The following is a 25,805-nucleotide window of genomic DNA, read 5'->3' on the forward strand; positions in this document are numbered from 1 at the left end:
TAATTACCGATCACAACATGAATAGCAGAGCTCAAAACTTTTATTTATGAGCGGAAAGTCAGGTACAATGTTTCCCGGTACTGCAAGAGGAACAGCTGGCCAATTACTGTAAGCTGCAGATCGCACGCGATACCTATATATCGTTTGGTTAGGACCCACCATCAGCCAATGACAAATTTCACCTCGAGGCGATTCAACCCACCCCATTGCTGTAGTATAGGGTTCGATTTCAGTTACTTCTGTCACAACCGGCCCTGGCACTATGTCCTCGAGTATTTGATGGATTAGTCTAAGTGATTCTCTAACTTCATCAGCTCGAACTTTAAACCTGCAAAGCACATCGCCTTCAGTATATATCGGAACATCAAATTTTAATAACCCATATGCCGCATACGACTTGTCTCGCCGAATATCGATATTACGCCCGGACGCCCGGGCGGCAACTCCGACAACCTCTAAATCATTTGCCTGGCCAAGACTCAATATTCCAGTAGAGGTCATTCTATCGAGAGCTACTTCATGCGATAATACAATATCGATAAATTCTTCAAAATCTGCTTCTAATTTAGTTATTACTTCTGAAATTGTAATAATTTCTTTATTGCTAATATCTAACCGCAAGCCGCCTAAAGTAACAACGCCACGCAAATAACGATGCCCAGTCAGATTTTCATTAAGCTGCAAAAGCTGTTCTTTAATGCGCGAACCTTGGCTGATACCAACAGCCAGACCAAAACCAGCACATAAATTACCTAGATCACCAATGTGATTATACAATCGCTCTAATTCTAAAAAGAGTGTTCTAAGGTACATTGCTCTTGCCGGAATAGTTACTTGAGCAGCCGTTTCTACTGCTTGGGCAAATGCAACAGCGTGAGACAAAGCGCATACTCCGCAAATACGCTCAGCTGTGAATAAAGCTTTTTTGAGCGAAACGCCTTCAGTCGCTTTTTCAATACCGCGATGGGTATAAAAAAGTTTAGCATCAAGATGTAAAACAGTATCACCAACCGACCCGAAGCGGAAATGTCCAGGTTCAATTATACCTGCATGTATTGGCCCCACTGGTATTTGAGTTACGTCTCGCCCCGTATACTCCATAAAGGAATCACGGTCTGGCTGACGTGCTATATCAGAATTGCCACTGTAATCTTTTCTCAATGGATACTGATCTTCCGGCCAATCACCATGTAAGATCAGCGGACGCCTGTCCGGGTGTCCTAATGCTCTTAACCCAAATAAATCGGCAACCTCGCGCTCATACCAATTGGCTGACGGTACTCGAACAGCAATAGAAGGAAACACAGGATCAGCTTCTTCGATTAGGGCTTTCACCGTTATAAAATGACCTATCTTATCAAAGCAAAAAACATAATACAAAGCAAAATGACCTATTATTGGACGCTCGTCGTTTCCCACCATCGTAAACAGTCGTCCGCCTTTTTCTAGCGAGAGAAGACTGCATACTTCTGGAAGGTTTTCTTTGGCTACCGTGATTTCCGTCTCATTTTGTCTTACTGTTTTACTTGACTGCACATTTTTTCCTAAAGAATGAATCAGGCGCTGCACCGCCTGTTTTTTACTAAGATGAATCATCTAACTCCCCCCTGTAGAACAGTGGAAACCTTATAGATTGTGTTATCCAGCAGCGGTGGAACGTACCAGCCGCAAATCACAACCAATATCAACGGAATAATCAATGCTACGGTCGACCAATTGCTTGTTTCTATTCTCTCAACTTTATTTCCCGATTCACCAAACACCATCTTAATTATATAGTGCATCATACCGGCAAATATAATTGTAATCAACACAATCAAAATAACTGACACAATTGTCTGATTCGATTTGAAGCCTGCCATCATAATAGTAATTTCACTCAGAAAAATGTTAAATGGCGGCGCACCGGTTATAGCGAAGGCTGCAATCAAAAATATTGTTCCGGTCACCGGCATTGACTTAAGAATACCGGTTATTCTTCCCATTTGCTTGGTATGATACTTTTGGCATATTGTTCCTGCGGCAAAAAATAGCAGTGACTTGGCCATCGAGTGATTGAACATATGCAGAAATGCTCCATATAGCCCCAGAGTCCCGCCAATACCTACACTTAGAGTAATAATCCCCATATGTTCAACACTTGAATAAGCTAGCATTCTTTTTAGATCATGCTGAATCATAATAAACGGAACAGTTATAGCTATTGAAAACAGCCCAAAGAATATTAGATATTGTGCTGCCTCGCCATTAAGCGTCGTATTAGCAATCGCATACACCCTAAACAGACCATAAAGAGCTGTATTCAGCAAAACACCTGACAATACTGCACTGATCGGGGTGGGTGCTTGGCTATGTGCGTCCGGCAGCCAAAAATGCATCGGCGCCAAACCTGCTTTTGTCCCAAAGCCAATCAGGATAAATATAAAACCAATCTTTATCCATGAAGGATTGAGAAATTTCGCGGCAGCTAATAATTCCGTCCAATTCAACGCGGCATGCTGCTGCCCTAGCGTCTGAATGCCAGACAAGTATACAAAAATAATACCCAATAGGGCGAAAGCAATGCCAACGCTGCCCATAATCAGATACTTCCACGCTGCTTCCAAAGCATTGTTTTTACCATAAAAGGCTACTAATAGTGCCGACACTAATGTTGTAAGTTCTATACCGACCCATAACAACCCTAAACTATTAACGGCACTAACGGTTAACATTGTAAAGATAAATAAGTGGTAAAAAAGATAATAAAATCTAAGCTGGGAAAAACTTATCTCCCCTTCTGCTAATTCATGACGCATATATCCAATGGAATATAGTGAGGCGGCAAAACCGATTAATGCAATCAAGAAAATGTTAAAAGCGCTTAACGCGTCAATATATATAATATCGTGCCAACCATTTATTGCTCCTCCGTAATAGACAGCAGAGGCAATCTTACCGGCAGCTGCAAGTGTTGCCAAGGCACCTACTGCCTGCAGTTTTTCGGTAAACCGCTGGCTCTGAGCAACCCAGGCGAACAGTCCTGTTATAAGTGGTGCTAAGAATAGTACCGCAACCAAAACCATGCAATTACCCCCTCAAATTCTGCATCTTATCCGTGTTTAGACTGTCAAAGGACGAGTGAATTCTAAACGCCAAGACAGCAATAACAACTGCTGATACCAAGAGATCAAAAAGAATACCTAATTCAACAACTAACGGCATTCCATAAGTAACTGATTCGGTAATTAGAAATATTCCATTCTCAATTACTATTAATCCAATAGCCTGCATAATAGCCTTTTTGTGTTCGATCATTGTGAAAGTACCAAGGAAAATTAGTATTATTGATGAAGCGATATAATGTTCTCCATGCTGCGTGCCTGGCAGCCGCAAGTCTGTCGCTACATAGTAGCCGGCAGCCATTAAAAGTATTGCCAGCAGCAAGGAAACATGGGGTGAAGACAGTCGTTCAACAGCTTGCTTATCATTAGTTCTATTGATTGTGTAATACAGTATTGAAGGTATTAAGATAGTCTTGATGGCAAACGTTAACGCTGCAGCCACCAATAAATGTTCTATACCTGTTTTATACCACATTATTGCAGCTACAAGTGCCAGGAGCGCTGACTGAAAGGCTATGATTCCCACCGCATCAGTGATTTTACGAATTTTGAACAGCCATAAAGTACTGAACAACAGCCCTGCCGAAACAAGTGCATCCATATATTAAAAATCCCTCACTTTAATTGATTTGCTTGAACCCCTATTTACCTAACAACCCTGACTATTATAGCCAGCAGTGATAAAGCCATCGAAGATGCTAATAGTTTAGGCACCTGAAACAAACGAACTTTGGCATAGGCTGTTTCTATAAAAGCCAAAACAGTTCCTAACGACAACAATTTTAATAAGTAAGCACCTGCTGCATAGAACATCCCTGTCAAGGTTGGCGTTGTTGCTATTCCCCAAGGAAAAAACAGATCAATAAAAAGCGTTAATATCAAGAGCTGTTTTATATAAGAAGCCCATACCATGAGCCCGAGATAGCGACCGGAATACTCAAGAAGCATTCCCTCATGGATCATGGTAAGTTCTAAGTGCGTATCAGGATTGTCTACCGGTATCCGGCCAGTTTCAGTAATAACTACAATAAGCATGGCTAGAAAAGCTAAGCCGTAAGCAGGATCTAAAAAGTTTAAATGCCCCTCAGCCACCTGAGTTATTACCTGACCTAATTTTGTTGTTCCTCCCTCTAGCAAAACAGCCACTACAGCTAAAAAAAGAGCCGGCTCAGCTATCGCCGATAATGCCATATCACGACTTGAACCCATTCCACCAAAGGAGCTGCCCGCATCTAAAGCACTAAGCGCCGTAAAGAACCGAGCAAGAGCAAACAAGTAAATAATAACTATAATATCTCCAACAACACCAAGAGGAGCTTCGTTCCAAATTGTCGGTACAAATAGCCCAGCGGCAATAATTACCGTAAATGTTAAGTAAGGGGTGCTAGTCGTAAGCCAAGAGGCGTGATTTGATACAACTGCATCTTTTTTTAAGTATTTTATAATGTCATAATAGGGCTGAAAAATTCCTGGGCCTACTCGGTTTTGCAGCCGAGCTTTGACTTTCTTTACAAAGCCTTGAACCAGTGGTGCTAACATAATTAAAAGTATAACTTGTAATACTCCCCAGAGCATTTGCTCAAACATACCTGCACCTACCTTGTACAAATTAATGCTAAAACTAAAGCGCCTACCATATAGGCTAGATAATTCTGTAAGTTCCCATTTTGGATATTCTTAATATATTGCGATAAGTGTACCAACATCGCTATAACAGGTTTATATAATACATTCTCAATATTTGCGCTGGAAGTAAATCTATGACTGATTCTTTTGGGATAATAATCATATTTACTTTGAATCTCTACCTGACGGTCAAACCTTATCAGCCTGTTAAATATTACGACCAGTGGGTTAGAGTATGACGTCCCAGTATAGGCCATATCGGAGGAAAGATTGGTGCCGCAATTCCAGGTTTCATCAATTACGACATTACTCTTGCCAAACTTTAGCCTCATCACTATTAATACTAAAATTAATAGTGCAGCTACAGCAGCAAATATCACTGCCATAGATAGGGTTTCGGAAGTACCTGCAAATGGAATTGACAAAACCATCATTCCAGTAATTTCCTCAGATAAATACCTATTAGTTATGTTATTAATAAGCTTTAGTACAACCCCTGGCCACAAGCCAAATAGTATAGTAGGTATAACCAGCAAACCTATACCAAGACGCATTGTAATAGGAACCTCTATTGCTTCTTCAGCCGCCTTAGTCCTAGGCATAGCCAAAAAAGCCGTACCAAAATGTTTAACTACGCCGCCTGCTGCAAATGCGCCCGCCAAAGCTAACAAGGCGGCTGCAGTAACACCAGCTATTTTTAGCCATATATTATCTAAGTCAAAGGCTAAATGCAGCATAGACTGCAGCATAGACCATTCACTTACAAAGCCGCTAAACGGAGGCAAAGCTGCAAGTGACATGCCACCAACTAGAAAAAGTCCGGCTGTCCAAGGCATGCGATGAATAAGACCGCCAAGTTCATTTATGTCTTTTGTATGAGCAGCAAATAATACTGAACCAGCTCCCATAAATAATATGCCCTTAAATAAAGCATGGCTTAAAACGTGAAATAACGCAGCCGTTAAGGAAAGCGCTGCCAATAAAGGCTGGTCATTCGCCTGAAAGATGATAGAAGCTCCTACTCCGGCTAAAATAATTCCCATATTTTCAGTACTACTGAAAGCTAAAAATCGTTTTATATCGTTTTCAGTAATTGCCAGCAGAATTCCCCAAACTGCCGAAATCAGACCTAAAGCTAGCAATATTCCGCCCCACCAAGCCGGCCCCCCCCCGAGAAAATCAAATGTAACTCTTAGCAGACCGTATACGGCTGTTTTAATCATTACAGCTGACATCAAGGCCGATATATTGCTAGGCGCAACAGGATGGGCGCGAGGCAGCCAAATATGCAGCGGCATTATGCCAGCTTTTGCACCAAAGCCGATTAAACACATTAAAAATAGCACGCTCTTTATTGCCTCAGGTAAAAAAGGCAGCTGCTTCTTAAGCACAGCAAAATCAAAACTATTGCTATAAGTAAACATTAATAAAAACGATATGAGAATAAAGGCAGTTGCAATGTGTGTCATAACTAAATAAATATACCCCGCTGATCGCACTTGACTCTTTTCGTGCTCAAACATAACCAGCAAAAATGAAACTAGTGACATGGTTTCCCAGGCAATTAGAAAAGCAAAAGTACTATCCACGGTTACTACTGCCACCATTGATAGCACAAAGATATTCATCAAACCTCCTAAATAGGCGATGTTCTTTTTTGAATTGTATTTTGACACATAACCGATAGAATAGATAGCTGCCGCTGTAGTAATCAATGAGATCACCAAAAGGAAAAAAGCTGATAAATAATCTACTTTAAGTCGAAATTCAATTCCTGATACTATCTCCCAAAGCGGTAGTTCGATAACTTCTGCGGTTAACAGTACCCAAGCTGCAGCTAGAATTCCACAAAGACCTCCCATAAAAGCACAGCCGTGAGCCGCCCAATTTGCAGCCTTTTGACTCTTAGCAGCCAAAAAAGGGACAATACTGCCTGCAATTAGGCATAACAAACCCGTTTTCAATAACACAGCTAAATCAACTGCTGCCATACAAGACCTCCAAATATAATATTACTGAATATCTGATTATTTAAATATACTAATATACTATGTGTTTTGCAAAGCTGAAATTACCCTAAAAAACTAGGACAACGCTTATTTATGTTACAAAAATCAGTTATCATCATCCTATCTCATTTTTTTGCCAATTCTGTCAATTTATCATTATTCAATTTTTACCTAGATTGAAAATAAAAAAAGTACAGGCTTTTTAAGCCTGTACTTCAGTCTCTTTTTTACCTTTACCTAGGCTGCCCTAGAAGGTTCAGTTGCTAGGCGCACTGCAAAACCCAGCAGCGCCGCGTACTGCGGTCGTACGAAGCAATGGGTTTGAGGTTGAGCGACGCAAATGAGCCTTGTAGGGCAGCCTCTAGATGTTTACATATCTTTAGCTGGTATCGGTCCGCGAGAAAGAGCAATCTTTCCTGTGCGAGCGATCTCAATTATTTCATAGTCCCTTAACACTTCGCATATGGCGTCTATCTTAGTCTGCTCACCAGCCAATTCAATAACCATAGTTTCGCGGTTAACGTCAACAATCTTCGCCCTGAAAATATCAACAATATTGACGATGTCCGAACGAGTCATTGGATTTGCTCTGACTTTAATAAGTACTAATTCACGATTGATAGGATCCACATGTGTCAAATTAATAATTTTTATAACATCAATAAGTTTTGACAGCTGGTTTACCACTTGTTCCAATTCTATCTCATCATCTACTTCTACATCAATCGTAATTCTGGTAGTATCAGGCTCCTCGGAATGACCAGCAGCAATACTCTCAATATTAAACGCCCGACGGCTTATAAGCCCCGATATATGCGTAAGCACACCAGGTCTGTTTTCAACCAGGACGGCCAATGTATATTTCATTTGTTACCCTCCAAGAATCATTTGATCTAAGCGGCCCCCGACGGGAACCATTGGCAATACATCTTCAACTTCAGGCAGCTGCACATCCACAAGCACCGGACCATCAGTATTGAGTGCCCGCTTAAGCGTTTCTTCCAGTTCTTCCGGCTTAGTTATCCTAAAGCCCGTTGCCCCCATTGCTTCCGCTAATCTCACCAAATCGGTCTTACCGCGTAATTTCGATTGCGAATACCGCTCACCATAAAACATCCGCTGCCATTGGGTTACCATACCCAGAACTTGATTGTTCATAACAATAGTTTTGACTGGGAATCCATTAGTAGCAGCTGTCGCAAATTCCTGACAGTTCATCATAATACTGCCGTCACCGCTTATTAGCACTACCGTCTCATCTGGCTTACCGACCTGAGCTCCTATAGCTGCTGGAAGGCCATATCCCATAGTACCAAGTCCACCAGAGGTCATCAGCGACCTTGGTGTACGGAATTTAAAAAACTGCGCAGTCCACATCTGATGCTGCCCAACATCTGTTACTACTATAGTACCATCCTTAGTAAGTTTACTCAACGTTTCGATAACCTGCTGAGGCATGATAATATCTGAATTCTGATTATATGTTAGCGGCTTATTCTTTTTCCAACTTAGAACTTGTTCGACCCATGGTCCGATTTTTTTCTGGTATTCCGCTGTTTTAAGCTTAACGGCTTTTTGCCTTATTAGCGGTAGCGCCCACTTAAGATCGCCAACTACCCTTAAATCAACACGAACATTTTTATTTATTTCCGCTGGGTCTATATCAAGATGGATTATTTTTGCTTTAGGAGCAAACTCATTAACCACCCCAGTAACCCTATCATCAAATCTTACACCAATTCCAACAAGGACATCACATTCAGTTGTTGCCATATTTGCGGCATATGTGCCATGCATACCAACCATACCAAGATGTTCAGAAGCATCGTCAGGTATACAGCCCAGTCCCATCAGACTGGATATTACAGGAATGCCAGTTGAGTTTATGAATTCCCTAAGTTCTGCAGCAGTATCAGAGATGTTTACGCCGCCGCCTATAAATACAAGCGGTTTACAGGCTTGCTTAAGCTGTTCAATAACTTGATCGATATCGGCTGGATCACCATTAACTGTGCCCTGGTAGCCCCTAAGGTGTACCGTATCAGGGTATTGAAAATCAAACACAGCATTAAAAACGTCCTTAGATATGTCCACAACGACAGGGCCGGGACGACCTGTGCTGGCAATATGAAATGCTTCTTTTAATACACGTGGTAGTTCGTGTACCTTTTTAACAAGATAATTATGCTTAGTAATAGGGGTTGTTATTCCACAAATATCAGCTTCTTGAAACGAGTCTTTACCAATTAAAGAAACTCCGACCTGTCCGGTGATTGCTACGAGCGGAACTGAATCCATATATGCGGTAGCAATACCAGTGATTAAATTTGTACCACCAGGACCTGATGTTGCGAAGCAAACGCCGACTTTACCCGTTGTCCGTGCATATCCATCAGCAGCATGCACAGCCCCTTGCTCATGACCGGTCAGTACATGGGGAAAATTAGATTTATATAAGGCATCATAGAGCGTTAGCACCGCTCCGCCCGGATAGCCAAAAACTACTTCAACGCCTTCATTTTTCAGGCTTTCTATAACCGCTTGGGCACCATTCATTTCCAAAGTAAGTCCTCCTTTATGCCTTGGCCCTTTTCTCAGTATTATAATATAAATTACCTGCGAATGTCACCTATTGTTTTTATTATATTAAAAAATGTTTATTCCCACTGTACATGATTAAATAACTATTCCGATAACTTAATCATTATACCAAAATTCAATTTTATAATGTTACAAATATACACCTTAGTAAACGGAGCATTTTTTCTGCGACATGATAAGCTGTACACCTAAATATAGCCAGTTTAAAAACCATGCTTAGGCTGCCCTAGAAGGCTCAGTTGCTAGGAGCACCGCAATATCCAGCAGCGCCGCCTACAGCGGTCGTACGCAAGCAATGGGTTTGAGGCTGAGCGACGCAAATGAGCCTGGCAGCCTTTATAGCTTAAATTAGCCTGTACATTTAGTGTACAGGCTAATTTAAGCTATAGGAGTATTAATATAAAACCTCATGCAGATTTTTATGTGGTGCCGGCAGAACTAGAGAGTCTAAGAAAAACCCTGACTCTTTGATAACGTCACTCCCTGCCCGTACAGCTGTGCTGACTGCTCCAACGTCACCAGACATTGTAACTACAGCTTTGCCCCCCATGCCTCGGGCCAGCCTCACTTCCAAAAGGCTTATAGCAGCAGCTTTAACGGCGGCATCGGCTGCAATTATAGCAGATGCAACAGAAAAGCTTTCTATAACCCCTAGCGCCTTAATCTCCTTTACATTAGTACACCCTGTAAGCGCTGGAAAAATACTGGCGTGAGCGTTAGGAAGAATAAATTCATCTACAATATTGTCTGAACCACCAGCGGCCTGTCCACTGCGTACAGCACTTTGGACAGCACCAACGTCTCCCGCCACCATTACAACATATTTCCCCGGACAAAGCGGCTGTGCCATAACAAGCTCCACGTTTGCAGCCTTAAGCATGGCATCAGCAACCAAAATGCCCTTTGTTATATTCTTGATTTCAAGCAGCCCAATAGCACTTCTCATTCTACTACCTCCTGCAGCTTTATACTGCCCGAATACCGATCTGGTCATTTACGGCAATTACTTTACCGGAAATACTGGCATGCAGTTTCGCGCCTAGAGCACCTTCCGGAATTTCGGCGATCACATCTCCACGTTTTACACTATCTCCAACCTTTACAATGGAGACAGCCGCAGCACCGATATGCTGAGATAGAGGCAGCCAAACCTCTTGTGTACTTACCTGCTCTAAAGTCAACGGAGCTTTAACATCATACTGAGTTAACCCTAGACGAGCTATCAATCGTTTAGTTGGAATTCGACGATATTCCCGCTGCTGTTTTACCGAAAGCGGTATATTCTTATGCGGATTTTTAATGCCGGCCTTACTCAATTGGCTTTTCAATTCTGCATTAACTCTCCGCGGAGATAACCCCATAGTGCAGCCAAAGGTATCGCAAGCACCACATTCAGAACAGAGAAACGCCCTTGTAATAGTATCAATATCATTATATTGGCTTCTGCCAATAATCTGCATAACCTTATGTGGTTCCAAACTATGTCCTAATAAATTGCGCGGACATACATCAGTACAGGCCATGCAATTACAGCACACTGCTTTAGCCCGATTAGAAATTGCTGTCCAGTTTGTCTCTTTTTGCACTACCAGCGGATGTTCTACCGGCAACACTATCAAGCCGCCGGTTGTTTTCGTTACAGCAGCATCAGGTGAAGTCAGCTTTCCCATCATAGGCCCGCCGTCAATAATGGCATAAGGAGTAACTAATGGGCCTCCCGCTAGCTCGAGCAAATATTTCAGCTTTGTCCCAACTGGAACTTTTAGAGTTATCGGATGATTAACCACACCAGTGACTGTTACATATTTATCAGTCACTGGCTGCCCTTCCATGGCCTGCGCTATATTCATTAGTGTCTCGACATTAGCCACAACGACACCAACGTGTAAAGGGATTCCTCCTTCCGGAACAATCCTCCCTGTTACTTCATTTACCAATACTTGTTCATCACCGGCCGGATAAAAATCAGGTACAAAGAACAACTTAATGTTTTGTTCATTTACCCTGCTTATTGCAGCCTTAAGATTAACAGCTGCCGCCTCATATTTAGCCTTTAAGCCAATAAAGCCGCTTTTGGCGCCGGTGGCACTCATTACAAGCTTTAGACCCATTACAATTTTCATGCTTTCTACAGCCATAAGATGCTGATTTGTTCTGAGAAGTGGTTCACATTCCGCACCGTTAGCGATAACAACATCAACATTAGCATTTATTTTAGTATGAGTCGGGAAGCCGGCTCCCCCGGCTCCCACAACTCCGGCTGCTCTAACTGCAGCAATAATTTCATCCCGCATTCCCTTCACCCGCTTCCCCTTTTCACTTGGCAATTACACAATGGAAAATGCATCAACGAGTACGCAGCGGCGCTGACGAGTAAAGCTCCGCGGTGAAGTTAAACCTTCTCCTGTCGGACCTGCAATCGTGAAGGTGGTAAAACCTTCCCCGCCAACTCCAATACCAGCAAATGATGGGGCATTCTTTACAAAAATAGTGGTTTCAATTGCCTTTGCAAGGCGTGTTAAATTATCAACATTTTTGGAATGCATTATAGCAGTATGACGATTACCATGTTCTACTTTTACGGCCAGTTTTATTGCGGTGTCGATATCTTTGACCTGAACAATCGGCAGTACTGGCATCATGAGTTCTTCCACAACAAAAGGATGATCTTCACTTGTCTCACAAATTATCACTTTGGTTTCAGCGGAAGCATTTATGCCAATCTTAGCAAGAATATATCTTGCATCTTTTCCGACGTAGTCTTTGTTAATGCCGTAAATTTTTTTAGGCTTTTCTGTGCAGCCGGCGGCCTTTAATTCTTCCTGCTCTGTCATGATAACTTGAAGCAGCTCGTCAATCTGACTGCCGGATATTAAATAGGCACCGTATTTTTGCATATAAGCCATTAGTTTATCAGCAATAGACCCGACGACAATAACTTCTTTTTCTGCAATACACGGTAAATTATTATCAAAAGAACATCCAGCGATAATGTCACGAGCCGCTTTTTCAATATCAGCTGTCTCATCGACAACTGCCGGCGGATTTCCCGCTCCTGCACCAATTGCCTTTTTGCCCGATGACATTACAGCCTTAACAACGCCCGGTCCGCCTGTAGCTACAAGCATATTTACTCCCGGATGCTTCATCATCTCATTAGCTGCATCAATTGTAGTATCAGCTAATGTTGTTAGTAAATTGGCTGGACCGCCCACTTTAATAATAGCTTCATTAAGAAGTCTTATTGTCTTAATAGAAGTTTCTTTAGCTTTGGGATGAGGGCTAAACATAACGGCATTTCCGGCAGCAATCATTCCTATTCCATTACAAATGACTGTTTCCGACGGATTGGTAGTCGGCGTTATTGCCCCTATAACTCCATACGGACCCATTTCAATCAAAGTCAAGCCATGATCTCCACTCCAAGCGTCTGTCTTGAGATCTTCGGTACCTGGAGTCTTTTGAGCAGCTACTTTATTCTTAAGTATCTTGTCATCTACATTACCCATGCCTGATTCTTCAACAGCCATTTTAGCCAATAACTCGGCATTCTCACAAGCTGCTATACGCATTGCCTGTATTAAGCACTCGCGTTTTTCAATAGAGAGCGCCGCTAACTGCTTTTGAGCTGTACTAGCTGCAGCCACAGCTTGATCAACAGTAGTAAAAATGCCATCATTAACAGTAATGTCTTGTCTTTCCATAACGGCTAATATTTCGGCTGTTATTTTTGCAACTAGAGTCTGATCAATAACCATATAAGCACTTCCTCCCATCCACAGCTGCTTATTGCAAAACTGCCATGCCAGCCTTAGCAACTATCATATCTTCTTCTACAGTACCGCCGCTCACACCAACCCCGCCTATTAAGCGTCCTGCAGAGATTAACGGAAAACCGCCGCCAAAGACAATAAACCGCCCTGAACCTGCAGTGTTAAGACCATAGAGAGACTGCCCCGGTACAGAGAGCGATGCGGCTAGATCTGTAGGCAGCTGCAAGGCTGCAGCCGTATAGGCTTTGTCTAATGCAATCGATATACTGCCAAGCAAAGCTCCATCCATACGATGTTGGGCAACCAAATTGCCACCGTCGTCTACAACTGCAATAACCATCGGTACGTTTATTTCGCGGGCTTTCTTTTCTGCAGCCTCGATAATTTTTTTGGCTTTATCTAAAATGCTTTCTACGCCATTTGTACCGGTTGCAGCTTCAACAAGCCTTTTCGCTGTATTTATTATTTCAGCTGTACGCTGATTTTCTTTTGCAGACTGTTCAGCTAAGATTTTCGTTATCTTTGCTGCTACCGTCTTTATTAGCTCCTCCTGCTCAATGCACCTTGCCAAAACGAACAGTAAATCCGATAATCGATTTAAATAAAGTGCTGCCTGCTCAGAAACCGATTCAGACCTTCTCAGCTTAACTACAAGCCGCTCAGCTCGCCTAACTATGGTACGAGCTAGGTCCAAAGCTGCTCCGGCCGGAGTTCCTCCCGGTGTTATAAAGCTTCTTTGTGGTATTCTCTTTAGCTCTAATGAATCAATAATACTTTCTAGCCGAGCGACATGATCTTTATTAATTCTGAAGTTCGCAGCAGCACTTTCAGTTGCTAAATCAGCATTAAGCAAAATTAACTCATCCTGTATACTTTGAATAATTTCAGCTGCCCAGCCTTTATCTGTTAGCGATTTAGCCAGCCCCATCGCTGCACTGGCTTCATCAACTGTACCATAAGCGTTTACCCGGTCATGGTCTTTATAAACCCTTTGTTTAGAAAGCAAACTTGTCTGACCGCCATCGCCAGTTTTCGTATAAACTTTCATGGTACTACTCCTCAAGTAAAGCTTTATTTATTTCAATACTATCAATTATCCCAACGATAGCCGCATCTACCGCAGCATTTGGTCTGCCTGTTACGTGCCTAGCCGAACTGCCTTCAACTACGAGTACCGTTTCACCAGTACCAGCCCCAATGGTATCTACCGCAACAATAGGCGATGTTCTCCCACTTTGACCTAATAGCGACGGCTGAACTATAAGCAGCTTACAGCCAGTCAGACTGTCATCTTTCGGCGTGGCAACTAGTGTGCCGATCACCTTTCCCACCCACATAAACATCCTTCCTTTCTTGCGCTATCTACTATTAGAAGCAGTGACTAACTCAATACCGTATTCACGAGCGACATCTGCCGCAAGTGGTGTCACAATGGTCCCATCTGCTATAATAAGCGACTTAGAACCATTTAACGCAGCACTCTTTACAGTCCCCGCATCAAGTACGGCTTTTCTGCCTGCTTGAATTGGTGCCATTTCGTTTTTTACTTCAGTGTAGAGCAGCTTACTAGTCAGAGCAGCTAATTCATTCACTTTAACAAGATTAATACCAAATGCCCGAGCCTTATTTAAGTTAGCCCTAAGAGCCTGCGCTAAAGTAGGTGATGCATTACCCATTTTAGCTTTTACTCGCCAGTCATCGTGCGGATCAGCTGCGTTTTCGGCTGCAACGACTGGCTTTCCCAGCTGCAGGGCCTGAAGTATTAGTGTCGCCGGCATAGTGTCCAAAATTGTATAAGCGATTTTAGCTACTGTATTTTGAGTTAAAACCGGAACTAGCACTAAATCAGCCTCTCTTAGCTCTTTTCCCGGATAGGGCGAATGGGCGGTTACAACATTAATGTCACCACCCAGAGTTTTATGGACCCTATTTATACCAATAATTTCTTCTGCGGCTTTAGATAAAACCACTGTTATGTCAATATTTTGATTTTGGATTTCTTGCAATTCACACATTGCTTGGTCCAGCCCAATTGTTCCACCAGTTAAAATCACAAGAGCCTTATTTCGCCTAACTGATGTTTCCTGCTTTTCTTCTAAATCAGTACTTTTCAGCTTCCTTAAAACCTCACTGGTAATATATTGGATAAGCGACTCATTATCCATCTACTTAGCCCCCTCATGCCGCAGGGTTACGAGTTGACCGTTCACTAGACCTAAACCATTAGCTTCATCGGTATCAATATGCAGTTCTCTCTGAAAACTTGGGTTGACTCGTACTAGTACGTTACTGAGTATGCCGCCCCGCGCTCCGTCGACTTCTATCGTTACTCGGCTGCCGTCAACTACGCTGAACATATGAGCATCGGCACTGCTCATGTGAATGTGACGGGCTGCACAAATCACTCCTTCAGTCAGCGTAACGGCTCCCTTCGTGCCGACTACTATTATTCCAGCAGAACCTGCAATATCGCCAGAATCACGTACAGGAGGTTTTATTCCTAGGCTAAAACCATCCGTACGAGACACTTCAACTTGAGTAAATTTACGAATTGGTCCCAAAACTCTTACTCCACGAATAATCCCTTTGGGCCCAACCAGCGTAACTGTCTCTTTGGCCGCAAATTCACCAGTCTGTTTTAAGTCTTTCTCACATGTAAGCTCATAACCGCTTCCAAACAGCAAAGCTGTATGTTCGGCAGAGAGATGGATATGGCGGTTTGATATTCCTACAGGAATTCCGGCTTTGTAAGAATCATTAATCGCCTGACCTGATAGTGATGCTAGAACCTTAGCTACAATTTCTTCTACTACCGCTTGCTCCATAATCGCACCTCTTTCCGCCTAAAACTCCCGCAAAAATTTATAGATTACCGTCAAATTTAGGAAGAATTTTTTCAATATCAGTGTGAGGACGCGGAATAACATGAACAGATACTAATTCTCCTACCTTCTGAGCTGCTGCTGCTCCACTGTCGGTAGCAGCTTTAACAGCACCAACATCACCACGCACCATAACAGTTACTAAGCCTGAACCAATTTTTTCATAACCAACAAGAATAACATTTGCCGCCTTTACCATGGCATCAGCAGCCTCTATCGCTCCAACCAAACCTTTAGTTTCTACCATTCCTAATGCCTCTCCACGCATACTATTCATCCTCCTTATTATTTCTTTCATAGTGAATGCAGGTCACTTTGGGATCGCCCTTTTTTCTTGAGCAATTAGGATCACCGCATAAATTACAAATCTCTGATGCCTTTTTACTGCTCGAGAATTGCACTGTTTTGAGATTTTCTACTAATTGATCAAGTTTAGGAACTTCCTCATTGGTTTCCTCAGCTGGAAGAACAAGCTCCTCCACCTGTTCTGGCTGTTCTCCTTCTTCAATTTCAGCGGGTTCTTCCGATTTCACACAAGATTCTGCTGGCTTAGGGACTACGTCTTTCGCTATTGTGTCTTTGGTTATAACTAACGACCCTAGATCGCTATGAGGCCTTGGTATTACTTGAACTGCGTAAACCTTGCTGACCCTTTTTGCCGCTGCTGCACCAGCTTCAACTGCTGCTTTTACGGCACCTACGTTACCGCAGAGCTTTATAACTACCATTCCCCCGCCTTTAGTGAGTTCATAGCCTAATAACTTAACGTCAGCTGCCTTTACCGCGGCATCTGCCGCCTCGACTCCCGCCGCTAAACCTACTACTTCGATTAAACCCAGCGCACTTTTGACCATGTATTCACCTCCCCATGGCCTGAGAATGTTCTTTAATTACCCTTAAAACAATATCTCGAATCATTTGATAAGCGTCCTCATCCACTTCGGGAATAATGCTTTCTTGACGGTCTTTAAAAGGTATTCCCTTTACCAGACGGGCAGCATTATAGCCGAACCGCCGCCACTCATGAGTATCTGAGCAATCACTGACAAAAAGCGGCCGCTCAGCAGGCAGTTTGTAATAGTGAATGCAGACTTCCTCCAAACCGATACCAATACCTACACCTAACTTAGACTGTTCGGCCCCCTGATAGGCTAGTCTAACTGCATCGGTTTCGTCGCTTATGAACAACGTAAACGGCACGCCTTCTTCCTCGATACCAGCTTGGACTTCACGCAGCTTGCATTCGCAATCGGCATGAGGAAAGGCCCAAATCATTATGCTAGGCTTTACTAACTCCTGACTTGTCTGCATACATTCACACCTCTTTGCCGAGATATGATAGTACTAGCCCTGTAGCTACAGCATTACGTGGTCCCTCAGTACCTCGGATATTTCCACGTCCACAAACTATTCCATACTCGGCAAGAGCGTCTGTGACCATATCAGCTACCTCAAAATCCAGCGCTGATCCTCCTACCAAAACAACAAACTCGATATGCCGTATGTTTCCGGTAGGCGCGACCCGCGCCAACGACCGCAATGAATTTGTAACAAAGACCCGTTTTTTCGCTTCACGCCTCACATGGCGGATCTTATCCAGAGCATGATCTGTTGGAATCGGCAGCATACCGTCTTCTTTTAAAATTACCACTCGCGAAAATACTTCCGGCGGCAGATGCTTTTGATAAAACTTAACGGTACCATCCTCAAGTCTTACATGATATAGACTCTCAACTTTAGCTAACGGATATTTTTTTATATCTTCAGCTAAATCAAAATCATCTAAGCCAAGCTCAGAATTAATAAGCATTGTTACCATATCTCCAGCGCCGCCCAAATGAATTGAGAAAACCCGCTCATCTCTAGTTATAATCGCGGCATCTGTCGAACCGCCGCCCATGTCCAAAATGGCGAGCGGTTTATCGGTGCCAGGAGTAGTCAGGGCGCCGCGTATCGCCATGTTTGCTTCTACGCCGGCTATAACTACCTTAACCCCTAAGCGTTCGGTGAGATCATTTGCAATTTGCTGCATAGGCAGCCGACTTGTTTTAACCATGGCGGCCAAGGCAACAGCGTTTTCCAGTGCAAATTCGCCAGCTAAACCACCTTGGACCTTTTGCGGTATAAATGTATCGACCGCCAGTACATCCTGAATCTTCATATCAGAAAGAGGCTGAGCAGTAAGTTCGCTCATTACTTGCCTTACTCGCTCCAGCATGCCGCTTACATTTGTGCCAGCCTCACCTTGAACATCCAATATCGGCTGTACCCGCTCAACAGCCTCCATTATATTTACAGCACCAGCTTCCACATCAATATCAGCTTTGCCCTTCTGTCCGACAAGCGTGATGAAGCCAGCTGGAATTGCCCGTGCTTTGACATCTCCCTGAGGGGTTTTGACAACAACGGCCGACCGATTACCAATCAGTGCTCGGGCAATCGGAACTACCATTTTAGTCTCATCAGGGGTGAGGTTAAACACTGTTGCAATGCCATAAGGGTTAGAAAGCGTTTTGATTGTTTGACCGGCTTCAGCAACTTCAACCGATGCCAGCATGCCAAGCGGTACCCGCTCGATAAGAGTAACCTCATCTACAATGGGTATTTTGACTTTGAGCCGATTGGCAATCAGCACTGCGTCATCCTGTTTAACTATTGCTCCCTGGATAATTATTCCGCGGTCAACTGCCTGATTAAGACTGCGGGCAGCATCCTCAAAATCGATGCCCTGAGGTATGACACAAATAATCTTTTCGCCTGCTTTTATACTCGGCAAGTCAAAATATGAGACTGTTGTCCCCACACCTAAACCAATTCCGCCAGGAGTTGATGGATTATGCCCAATCATTGTTGATTCAGTAATAATGGTTTCGGTTATGGTCTCCATAGCTAAATCGCCGATAACAGGAGTGGCTTCGTTAATACGTATTTCCGCTAGTTGGCTTAGGCTGACACCGGATTTTTTAAGCGCATCTTCCAAGGCTATTATGATTCCAGGTACGTTAGCCATGGTACCCTTAATACCGGTTGTTTTTATAATACTGCTGGCTAAATATTCATCTACCTTTCCTTCCTGAATTCTAGCCAAACAAATTTCAGTCGTGGAGTTACCGATATCCACACCAGCGATTATTGGCATTAGACTCCCACCCTACTCCGCTCTTAATCGATTGCGGCGTTCATACACTCCAGCAGCCTCACGGACAAAAGCAGCATTAATTTTAGCGTTATATTTGAATTCCATTTCATCTGCAATAGCAAACAATTCCTGTTTAGTAGAACGATATGGGCGAAGAGCATTATAAATTTCTAGAATACGGTCATCTGGGATTGCTGTAAGTTCGGCAGCCCTCCTCAGGTTGTTAGCAAACTGATTACGTCCTACACCATCAGCAATTTCAGCCTGAAGTCTTAATGTTTCCGGGCTAATCCGAACATCCTCAGGTTTAACTTCGCCTTTCAGAGCTTTCTCAAGGGTGATATCTGCCAGACTTTTACCGGTTGGGGTTCTTACAAGTTCAGGACGCTTGGCAGCTAATGGGTAATCCTTATCCGGGCATAACCCCTTTGCTGCTGGAGCAGCTGAAACTGGGGCAGCACCTTGGGGTGACTTATACATTGTTTTTAATACTTCACGGATTATATCTTCCACTAATTGTTGTTGACTCATTTGTCTTCACCTCCGCCCTAAAATTCAACGCTTAATTCCACAGGCTTAGCGCCGGGAACAACATGTTCGGTCTCTTTAATATGCAGTACTGCCGCCTTAGCTTGGAATTTCGGACGAGCCATCTGATCATTACGGGTAGGAACGGGTGTCGGCGACTCGCCTTTAGCATATTTAGCTGCATTACGGCCGATAGCACGATATGCCTCTAGATCAAGAAGCGGTGATTGAGGGAACAACTCCAGATTGCTGAGCGGCGGTAAATCTTTCTGATGAATTACTGCCGTTCCGCGTGATTGAATACCGATAGCTATTCCCGATCCGCTTAGCTTCGTCGCATCATGGGCAGCAAATGCTACATCTGAAGTACGAAGTACCCGGATAACCCTGGCACTTAGACCTTGCTCCTCAATACCTGCAATGATTTCTCTTAAAACATCGCTATGAGGAAGATTTACTATTGTTTTATTCTGATACTTACCAAAAGCCGGGGCTAGCGCAATTAATACTTCGTCCGCCTTTGTTCCAGGACGGGCTTCACCCTTTTCAACCAACTTAAGAGTGCGCCCTGCCACTGCAGCTTTAGCAGCTGCCTGGGGCTGTTCTACACTTTGCAGCACCTGCATTACTATCTCACGAATCATCTGTTCATTAATTTGCATCACATTTACACCCCTTTCTCTCTCAAACGTCAAAGTCAGATGGCTTAATTGCCTGACTTATTGTTTTAATTTCATTCCAGCGCTCTTCGCTTAAACGATAGCCTGTTCCAGGTCCGCGATAATCGTTGCGGCTGTTTACTGCGCTGATAACATTAAAATCTTTATCAAGAATAGCAGAGGTGTGGAGATAATCGCCGGATATACGTTGTTTTAAGAGATTTAAAACATTTTCGGCTAAATCGTTAAAGCCGTTTTTGGCTAATGCTTTAACAACGTCAAGACCTGTAATACCACGGTTCATCATATCTTGAGCCGCTTTAAGATCTTCGACAACATTACGGCCTGGCATATCTTTACTGCCATGAGCATAAGTAGCTGCTTCTACTTCGGCATCAGTTATAGCAGGGAAGCCTAACTCTTTAAATACAGCCTGAAGGGCTCTCGCAGCCTTATTGCGCACCGCAATAACTTCTTCTTCTGAGGCTGGGCGCAAACCGCCATCTACCTTTAAGTCGCGTTGGATAATATTCCAGTCGTCATAGTCGTCAACATCCCAGTTGGAGCCGGCAAACATATTGTCATAATTCGGAACGCCGCTGTAACCTGAACAAATAAAGTCAGTTCCAGGCAGCATTTGCATTAATGTACGAGCAGTCCGGCGGATATCGGAATGTGTAAAGGTTTGGTCATTACTTGATGCAACTTCCATATCAAGCATAGTTGTGCACAAGTTTTCAGCTAAAATGGCACGGATACCGGATGGTACAGCTGCTGGTACACCGACGCAGCTTACTGAACCATTTTGCAGACCTTGTACACCAGCGCCTTTAGTAACCATTATGCAGCGGATTTCCAAGTACAACATTGACTTGCCCTCAGCATAGCCCATTTGCACTTCCGAACCAGTACCTGAAGTAAAACGCATTTTTAAGCCGCGTGACGCGTAGGCTGAAGCTAAGAACGCCTTAGACCAAGGAGTATCATCTCCATCAACGAATACGTTTTCAGTACCATATACTGAGATTGTTTCAGCATAAGCAGTGATTCCTCGCATACCAAGCTGAAGTTCTGTGGCTTCTTCCAGTGCGCATTGGATTAGAGTTCCACGTCGGCCGGTCTGGCCACCGATTAGCAGAGCAAGCGCATTAAACGGTGCATAGCGGACAACAGCTACTGTTGTTTCCATTTCATCAAAACCGCGCATTGCGGCTTCCGCACCATCAGCAGCTATAAGCACAGGGTTATCGTTGACGTTTGTAATATGGCATTGATTTGAAGGTATCTTACGAGCACGCATTTTCTGAAGTGCCATCATCATTTCAACAACATTCATCGTTTCCAGCACGGCGACTATTTTAGCTGGAGTAAGGCCACGAACTAAGCGGACAATTTCGTCGCGCGAAACATTAACATCAACAAGCATTTTTGCAATGGCTGTGTCTTCCATCGCCATAGCCTTCTCAGTTACTTGCACATCTATCGCGTAATCAGCAATAAACTGATCAATAAAGTCAAAACGGTCTCTTGGAATACCGTCCATTTCAACAACTTTACCGTTTTGAACTTTGATACTTGGTGTCGGGTCGTTGGGGCTGCCCATTGCTATAAGGCCAACCTCCGGCCACTCGACTACGAATCCGTCCTGGTTCACAGGGCGGGCTGCTAGCACTTCAAATCTTTTTTGTCTTTTCATTGTTTCTCCCCTCCCCGCCTTTTAGATGTAAGGTTTAGTAACAGATGGAGCCGGACCAGCCATAGATTCTAACAATTTCTTGCCCATTTCTCTCGCCGCAATTACTGACTGGCGAACAGCACCGGAATCCCCAGTAACCATAATAATTACCTCATTGGAATAACTGGTTCCACTCGCTGGGCTGGCGTAACCTACGACTTCAACATTAGCGGTTTTGACTGCGACATCGGACATCAGCACACCTATAGCTGCTGGTGCGCCTACGATAAGACCAAAAGCTTTGCCGATAGGCGCGCCGAAGGCTTTATTGATAGCATAGCTTGCGCGAGCTGTATATTGTAATTCCAAGTGTCCAGCATCATTGGCATATACATCGCCAAAGGTACGGTCAAGTTCTTTAAGAGCAACCTCAATAGCACGTCGGGCATCAGAAACTTCTTCAGCACCGAAGATAATCAAGCAGCCGTGACCTGCACCGCCTTTAGTATCGCGAGCTAGTTCAATTGAAACGATTTCAGTATTAGTAGCTTTCACGGCCTCGTCGGCTGCCATAATGTGAGGACCAGCCCCTGTTCGAGCGCCAAGAATACCGATTGACCGATATTTAGGATCAAGTTTCATTTTTTCATGGAGAATTGGATCAACGTTAGCAATAACTAAGCCAATAGTATCTCCGATAGCTGTACCGACGAATTCTGTAACTCCAGGATTAATAGCCTTAGGAGCCTCTTGAGTTGCAGGCGCGGATTGGCTTTCCATCCGCTTTTTAATTTCTTCCATCACCTTATCAATAAGCTGTTCTTGCATAATAACTCCACCTCCAAATTATTACCTATTTAATTTTAGGAAGGATTTTTTCCACATCCATGTGAGGACGAGGAATAACATGAACAGAAACTACTTCGCCAACATTTCGTGCTGCAGCTGCTCCGGCATCTGTCGCCGCTTTGATCGCCCCTACATCGCCACGCACCATAACGGTTACCAAACCTGAACCGATTTTTTCATAGCCGACAAGAATAACATTAGCTGCTTTTACCATCGCATCAGCTGCTTCAATTGCTCCTACCAGACCTTTCGTTTCAACCATACCCAAGGCTTCACTCATACTTGCACCCCCCTTCAACTAAATAATTGGATAGCTCAATAAGGCCTTCACCAGTAATTGCCGATACAAAAAAAATCGGCCGCGTCACTCCAACTTCTCTCAGGCACTCTTGTGCCTTCTCTCTATTGGCATGTGGTAAATCAATTTTAGTAACTACCCCAACTAATGGGCGGGAAAACATTCCGGCAAAACCTGGCGGCAAAGTTGGCCGACAGTCGGCCGCATCCTGAACAATAAGTACAACCTCAGCTTCTACCGCGGTTACTAAAAGTGCTGAATAAAATCGAGGAATTTGGCAGTACTCACCAGGTGTATCAATTGCCCCATCATAAAAGCAGATACTGTTTGTTTTGCCTGCTTTAGAATCATCCTGATTCAGAGCCTTAATTAAAGAGGTCTTGCCTGCCCCAACTGGTCCAACTAGCATAACCTTCTTCATATTACGACCTAGTAAGCTTGGCGCCGGTAAAGCCTAAGCCATTCGACAATACGTTGATTACCTGTCCTAGAGCGGCTTCAATAGCTGATACAGGACCAGTAATAACTAGTGACCCAGTAAAGCGATCCATAAAGCCGATTTGGACATTTGCTGTTTTAGTTGCCACATCGGCAGCAATTATCGCAGCTTCACAAGGGGTAATCGTTAATATTCCAATAGCTGAACTGTTTGCAAGCCCTAATTTTTCACACAGTTCTTTCTTAGGGTTGGCAATCAGATGGGCCAAAGTTACTTGTTTGCCAGGTACATATTCCTGTACTACTCTTGGCTTATCTGGAGTCATGCCATTACCTCGCAATCTTCAAAATGTTCTGTATTAATAAAATATGCTTGTTTTCCTTTTATACCTTGAGTAGATATTGCGTACTAGCTGTACTTATTTGCCTGCAAAAAATAGGGACTGCCCCCAATGGGCAGTCCCTATTTTTGCTATGGAAGTTTATTGCTGATTTATATTGCACCTGTGCTATTGAAAGCAAAAAAAGACTGTATAATTACAGTCCTTTAATATTATGCGTACGCACCAGGTCGCGGACTATTATTCTTTATGACTAATTTTACGCAGTTCATTACGATACTGATTAGGAGTCATGCCAACCTCCTGCCGGAATACACGACAGAAATAACTTGCATCATGATAACCCGACTCGGCGGCAACACGTACAATTGTATGTTCATGGCATTGCAGCATTGACTTTGCTTTATCCACTCTGGCTTTAGTTAGAAATTCAACAAAATTGCAGCCTTTCTCCTGTTTGAATAGCCGACTGAAATAAAATGGGCTTAAATGCACAGATTGTGCTACTTCTTCTAAAGATATGTTTTTATGGCAATTTTTCACTATATATTCGCTAGCCTTATTTACTACCCTTGTATTCATGCCTCCACGGTTTTCTAGCATATTATCAAGAAAACTATCCAAAGAGTCAAACATCCATCGATAAACCTGGTCTTTTGTGCCGCACTGGATTAAACGACTTATATGGTCAAAATTAAGCAATGTCAGCTGCTCTAAATTGGCGCCGCCCTCGATGGCAGATCTAGATAATACTATAAGAAGCTCCAGCACTGAAGCTTTTATTGTATCTATACTGCTGCATTTTGAGAATATCTCATCTAGGAGCTTAGCAAGCGATTCTTTCGCCTGCCTCCGATCACCGCAGCGAACTCGGTCAACCACAGTGCGTTCATTCTGAAATGGATAGCGAAATGGCTGCCCACTAAGATGAGGGATATCTTCGATATGAATAATCTGGTTATCTCCTAAATAGAAGCGTTGGCGCTGTGCACTTAATGCTTCTAAATATGATTTATGGAAATCTCTTGGATCGCTGTAATATCGGCCTATGCCAATGGTAACGCTTATGCCCATCGTACTAGAAACAGTTTTCCGAATGCTGTTTGCAATATTCAGCGCATCTGTTTTAACCAGGCTCGCCTCTTTTATATCACTGCCGATTATTATTATTATATTATCACTGCTAAACGGAGTCACCAGAGTACTCGGACCGGCTATCTCGGAAGCAATCTCATAAAGCTGTTGTTTTACCAATTGTTTTTTAAATTCTGGTTCACTTTGAGTCAACTGCTTAAAATTATCAACATCCAGCACCATAACAATTCCCGATTTTACTTCTAACCCTAGGAAAGCAGCACGCTCGTAAAAGTGTTCCAGCTCGGTTATACCGCCTGATATCAGGTCCTGTATAAAAGACATTTTTATATACGGCGCTGCTTCCTGCAAACTTTTGCGCATTTGCTTGTCTTCTTTAATGCGTTCTTTTGCTTGCTTTACATCCTCAGCAACAGCCTGAAGAGCTTTGATTAAATCTTCTGGACGCAACGGTTTAAGAAGATACTCAACAGCACCTAGCTTTAGTGCCTGCTTAGCATATTCAAACTCATCAAAAGCCGTTAGCATTATGATTTTTGCATCCGGCAAAATTGCTCTAATAGCTTTTGCCGCCTCTAAACCATTCATTTCCGGCATTCTTATATCTAAAAGCACAATATCTGGTTTTTGCTGTGATGCTTCGCGAATGGCGGTTGCTCCATCACCAGCTTCACCGATTATGTCAATGCAGGGACAATGCCTTGTTATGATATAACGCAAAGCTTGCCGTTCGAGTTGTTCATCATCTGCTATTAACAATGTAATCATATATTAACTTCTCCTTTGGC

Annotated in this window: 26 protein-coding genes; all 26 read right to left on the bottom strand. The window is 43.3% G+C overall.

Annotated elements, in window-relative coordinates; all coding sequences use genetic code 11:
- Window positions 1–3 precede the first annotated feature (3 nt).
- The 26 genes from V6C17_RS07080 to V6C17_RS07205 all read right to left on the bottom strand — a co-directional run bounded on the left by V6C17_RS07080 (window position 4) and on the right by V6C17_RS07205 (window position 25,785).
- Window positions 4–1,596 carry a hydrogenase large subunit gene (locus V6C17_RS07080; RefSeq protein ID WP_333521850.1) on the bottom strand — a complete coding sequence of 531 codons (1,593 nt, stop codon included), beginning with the start codon at window positions 1,594–1,596 and terminating at the stop codon, window positions 4–6.
- Window positions 1,593–3,065, bottom strand: coding sequence for a hydrogenase 4 subunit F (locus V6C17_RS07085; RefSeq protein WP_333521851.1), 1,473 nt, complete (start codon window positions 3,063–3,065; stop codon window positions 1,593–1,595). Before V6C17_RS07085 ends, V6C17_RS07080 begins: the two co-directional genes overlap by 4 nt.
- Window positions 3,066–3,069: 4 nt before the next feature.
- Window positions 3,070–3,705 (bottom strand): hydrogenase, encoded by a 636-nt coding sequence (locus tag V6C17_RS07090; RefSeq protein WP_333521852.1) that lies wholly within the window; start codon window positions 3,703–3,705, stop codon window positions 3,070–3,072.
- A gap of 44 nt (window positions 3,706–3,749) precedes the next feature.
- Entirely contained in the window at window positions 3,750–4,691 is a 942-nt protein-coding gene (locus tag V6C17_RS07095) for a respiratory chain complex I subunit 1 family protein (protein ID WP_333521853.1), read from the bottom strand.
- A gap of 8 nt (window positions 4,692–4,699) precedes the next feature.
- Entirely contained in the window at window positions 4,700–6,721 is a 2,022-nt protein-coding gene (locus V6C17_RS07100) for a proton-conducting transporter transmembrane domain-containing protein (RefSeq protein ID WP_333521854.1), read from the bottom strand.
- Window positions 6,722–7,108: 387 nt separating this feature from the next.
- A complete protein-coding gene (gene ilvN, locus V6C17_RS07105) occupies window positions 7,109–7,606 on the bottom strand; it encodes an acetolactate synthase small subunit (protein WP_333521855.1) in 498 nt (165 codons plus the stop codon).
- Window positions 7,607–7,609: 3 nt separating this feature from the next.
- Window positions 7,610–9,301, bottom strand: coding sequence for a biosynthetic-type acetolactate synthase large subunit (ilvB, locus tag V6C17_RS07110; RefSeq protein ID WP_333521856.1), 1,692 nt, complete (start codon window positions 9,299–9,301; stop codon window positions 7,610–7,612).
- 433 nt (window positions 9,302–9,734) lie between these two features.
- On the bottom strand, window positions 9,735–10,286 hold the full coding sequence (locus tag V6C17_RS07115) for a BMC domain-containing protein (protein WP_333521857.1): 552 nt from the start codon (window positions 10,284–10,286) through the stop codon (window positions 9,735–9,737).
- Between the two features lie 19 nt (window positions 10,287–10,305).
- Window positions 10,306–11,634, bottom strand: a complete 1,329-nt coding sequence (locus V6C17_RS07120; protein WP_333521974.1) for an SLBB domain-containing protein — start codon at window positions 11,632–11,634, stop codon at window positions 10,306–10,308.
- A 33-nt stretch (window positions 11,635–11,667) separates the two neighbouring features.
- Complete coding sequence (locus tag V6C17_RS07125; protein WP_333521858.1) at window positions 11,668–13,098, bottom strand: aldehyde dehydrogenase family protein; 1,431 nt, start codon at window positions 13,096–13,098, stop codon at window positions 11,668–11,670.
- 28 nt (window positions 13,099–13,126) lie between these two features.
- Window positions 13,127–14,161 (bottom strand): cob(I)yrinic acid a,c-diamide adenosyltransferase, encoded by a 1,035-nt coding sequence (locus V6C17_RS07130; RefSeq protein ID WP_333521859.1) that lies wholly within the window; start codon window positions 14,159–14,161, stop codon window positions 13,127–13,129.
- Between the two features lie 4 nt (window positions 14,162–14,165).
- Entirely contained in the window at window positions 14,166–14,450 is a 285-nt protein-coding gene (locus V6C17_RS07135; RefSeq protein WP_333521860.1) for a EutN/CcmL family microcompartment protein, read from the bottom strand.
- A 21-nt stretch (window positions 14,451–14,471) separates the two neighbouring features.
- Window positions 14,472–15,278, bottom strand: a complete 807-nt coding sequence (locus V6C17_RS07140; RefSeq protein ID WP_333521861.1) for a flavoprotein — start codon at window positions 15,276–15,278, stop codon at window positions 14,472–14,474.
- A complete protein-coding gene (gene pduL, locus V6C17_RS07145) occupies window positions 15,279–15,938 on the bottom strand; it encodes a phosphate propanoyltransferase (protein WP_333521862.1) in 660 nt (219 codons plus the stop codon).
- A gap of 37 nt (window positions 15,939–15,975) precedes the next feature.
- Complete coding sequence (eutM, locus tag V6C17_RS07150) at window positions 15,976–16,263, bottom strand: ethanolamine utilization microcompartment protein EutM (RefSeq protein ID WP_333521863.1); 288 nt, start codon at window positions 16,261–16,263, stop codon at window positions 15,976–15,978.
- A gap of 1 nt (window position 16,264) precedes the next feature.
- On the bottom strand, window positions 16,265–16,849 hold the full coding sequence (locus V6C17_RS07155) for a BMC domain-containing protein (protein WP_333521864.1): 585 nt from the start codon (window positions 16,847–16,849) through the stop codon (window positions 16,265–16,267).
- 4 nt (window positions 16,850–16,853) lie between these two features.
- On the bottom strand, window positions 16,854–17,306 hold the full coding sequence (locus V6C17_RS07160; RefSeq protein ID WP_333521865.1) for a glycerol dehydratase reactivase beta/small subunit family protein: 453 nt from the start codon (window positions 17,304–17,306) through the stop codon (window positions 16,854–16,856).
- Window positions 17,307–17,310: 4 nt separating this feature from the next.
- Complete coding sequence (locus V6C17_RS07165) at window positions 17,311–19,134, bottom strand: diol dehydratase reactivase subunit alpha (RefSeq protein ID WP_333521866.1); 1,824 nt, start codon at window positions 19,132–19,134, stop codon at window positions 17,311–17,313.
- Window positions 19,135–19,146: 12 nt separating this feature from the next.
- Window positions 19,147–19,665 carry a diol dehydratase small subunit gene (locus V6C17_RS07170; protein WP_333521867.1) on the bottom strand — a complete coding sequence of 173 codons (519 nt, stop codon included), beginning with the start codon at window positions 19,663–19,665 and terminating at the stop codon, window positions 19,147–19,149.
- 17 nt (window positions 19,666–19,682) lie between these two features.
- Complete coding sequence (locus tag V6C17_RS07175) at window positions 19,683–20,324, bottom strand: propanediol/glycerol family dehydratase medium subunit (protein WP_333521975.1); 642 nt, start codon at window positions 20,322–20,324, stop codon at window positions 19,683–19,685.
- 22 nt (window positions 20,325–20,346) lie between these two features.
- Complete coding sequence (locus tag V6C17_RS07180; protein WP_333521868.1) at window positions 20,347–22,017, bottom strand: propanediol/glycerol family dehydratase large subunit; 1,671 nt, start codon at window positions 22,015–22,017, stop codon at window positions 20,347–20,349.
- Window positions 22,018–22,038: 21 nt separating this feature from the next.
- On the bottom strand, window positions 22,039–22,824 hold the full coding sequence (gene pduB, locus V6C17_RS07185) for a propanediol utilization microcompartment protein PduB (RefSeq protein ID WP_333521869.1): 786 nt from the start codon (window positions 22,822–22,824) through the stop codon (window positions 22,039–22,041).
- A gap of 25 nt (window positions 22,825–22,849) precedes the next feature.
- Entirely contained in the window at window positions 22,850–23,125 is a 276-nt protein-coding gene (pduA, locus tag V6C17_RS07190) for a propanediol utilization microcompartment protein PduA (RefSeq protein ID WP_333521870.1), read from the bottom strand.
- The gene (locus V6C17_RS07195; protein ID WP_333521871.1) at window positions 23,118–23,564 is read right to left on the bottom strand and encodes a EutP/PduV family microcompartment system protein; all 447 of its coding nucleotides are present in this window, start codon (window positions 23,562–23,564) and stop codon (window positions 23,118–23,120) included. Before V6C17_RS07195 ends, pduA begins: the two co-directional genes overlap by 8 nt.
- Before the next feature lies 1 nt (window position 23,565).
- On the bottom strand, window positions 23,566–23,907 hold the full coding sequence (locus V6C17_RS07200; RefSeq protein ID WP_333521872.1) for a BMC domain-containing protein: 342 nt from the start codon (window positions 23,905–23,907) through the stop codon (window positions 23,566–23,568).
- A gap of 255 nt (window positions 23,908–24,162) precedes the next feature.
- A complete protein-coding gene (locus V6C17_RS07205; protein WP_333521873.1) occupies window positions 24,163–25,785 on the bottom strand; it encodes a response regulator in 1,623 nt (540 codons plus the stop codon).
- Window positions 25,786–25,805 lie beyond the last annotated feature (20 nt).

It is taken from the genome of Dendrosporobacter sp. 1207_IL3150 (assembly GCF_036763085.1).
Taxonomy (GTDB): domain Bacteria; phylum Bacillota; class Negativicutes; order DSM-1736; family Dendrosporobacteraceae; genus JBAIYU01.

Coding starts and splice junctions, on each gene's coding strand:
- V6C17_RS07130 (WP_333521859.1), bottom strand. CDS start 14,161: ATGAAAGTTTATACGAAAACTGGCGATGGCGGTCAGACAAGTTTGCTT.
- V6C17_RS07175 (WP_333521975.1), bottom strand. CDS start 20,324: ATGCAAATTAATGAACAGATGATTCGTGAGATAGTAATGCAGGTGCTG.
- eutM (WP_333521863.1), bottom strand. CDS start 16,263: ATGCGTGGAGAGGCATTAGGAATGGTAGAAACTAAAGGTTTGGTTGGA.
- V6C17_RS07155 (WP_333521864.1), bottom strand. CDS start 16,849: ATGGTCAAAAGTGCGCTGGGTTTAATCGAAGTAGTAGGTTTAGCGGCG.
- V6C17_RS07180 (WP_333521868.1), bottom strand. CDS start 22,017: ATGAAAAGACAAAAAAGATTTGAAGTGCTAGCAGCCCGCCCTGTGAAC.
- V6C17_RS07120 (WP_333521974.1), bottom strand. CDS start 11,634: ATGCGGGATGAAATTATTGCTGCAGTTAGAGCAGCCGGAGTTGTGGGA.
- V6C17_RS07080 (WP_333521850.1), bottom strand. CDS start 1,596: ATGATTCATCTTAGTAAAAAACAGGCGGTGCAGCGCCTGATTCATTCT.
- V6C17_RS07085 (WP_333521851.1), bottom strand. CDS start 3,065: ATGGTTTTGGTTGCGGTACTATTCTTAGCACCACTTATAACAGGACTG.
- V6C17_RS07160 (WP_333521865.1), bottom strand. CDS start 17,306: ATGCAGACAAGTCAGGAGTTAGTAAAGCCTAGCATAATGATTTGGGCC.
- V6C17_RS07115 (WP_333521857.1), bottom strand. CDS start 10,286: ATGAGAAGTGCTATTGGGCTGCTTGAAATCAAGAATATAACAAAGGGC.
- V6C17_RS07170 (WP_333521867.1), bottom strand. CDS start 19,665: ATGAGTCAACAACAATTAGTGGAAGATATAATCCGTGAAGTATTAAAA.
- V6C17_RS07095 (WP_333521853.1), bottom strand. CDS start 4,691: ATGTTTGAGCAAATGCTCTGGGGAGTATTACAAGTTATACTTTTAATT.
- pduL (WP_333521862.1), bottom strand. CDS start 15,938: ATGGAGCAAGCGGTAGTAGAAGAAATTGTAGCTAAGGTTCTAGCATCA.
- V6C17_RS07135 (WP_333521860.1), bottom strand. CDS start 14,450: ATGTGGGTGGGAAAGGTGATCGGCACACTAGTTGCCACGCCGAAAGAT.
- pduB (WP_333521869.1), bottom strand. CDS start 22,824: ATGCAAGAACAGCTTATTGATAAGGTGATGGAAGAAATTAAAAAGCGG.
- V6C17_RS07165 (WP_333521866.1), bottom strand. CDS start 19,134: ATGCCAATAATCGCTGGTGTGGATATCGGTAACTCCACGACTGAAATT.
- ilvN (WP_333521855.1), bottom strand. CDS start 7,606: ATGAAATATACATTGGCCGTCCTGGTTGAAAACAGACCTGGTGTGCTT.
- V6C17_RS07195 (WP_333521871.1), bottom strand. CDS start 23,564: ATGAAGAAGGTTATGCTAGTTGGACCAGTTGGGGCAGGCAAGACCTCT.
- V6C17_RS07100 (WP_333521854.1), bottom strand. CDS start 6,721: ATGGCAGCAGTTGATTTAGCTGTGTTATTGAAAACGGGTTTGTTATGC.
- V6C17_RS07140 (WP_333521861.1), bottom strand. CDS start 15,278: ATGGATAATGAGTCGCTTATCCAATATATTACCAGTGAGGTTTTAAGG.
- V6C17_RS07205 (WP_333521873.1), bottom strand. CDS start 25,785: ATGATTACATTGTTAATAGCAGATGATGAACAACTCGAACGGCAAGCT.
- pduA (WP_333521870.1), bottom strand. CDS start 23,125: ATGAGTGAAGCCTTGGGTATGGTTGAAACGAAAGGTCTGGTAGGAGCA.
- V6C17_RS07125 (WP_333521858.1), bottom strand. CDS start 13,098: ATGGTTATTGATCAGACTCTAGTTGCAAAAATAACAGCCGAAATATTA.
- V6C17_RS07090 (WP_333521852.1), bottom strand. CDS start 3,705: ATGGATGCACTTGTTTCGGCAGGGCTGTTGTTCAGTACTTTATGGCTG.
- V6C17_RS07200 (WP_333521872.1), bottom strand. CDS start 23,907: ATGACTCCAGATAAGCCAAGAGTAGTACAGGAATATGTACCTGGCAAA.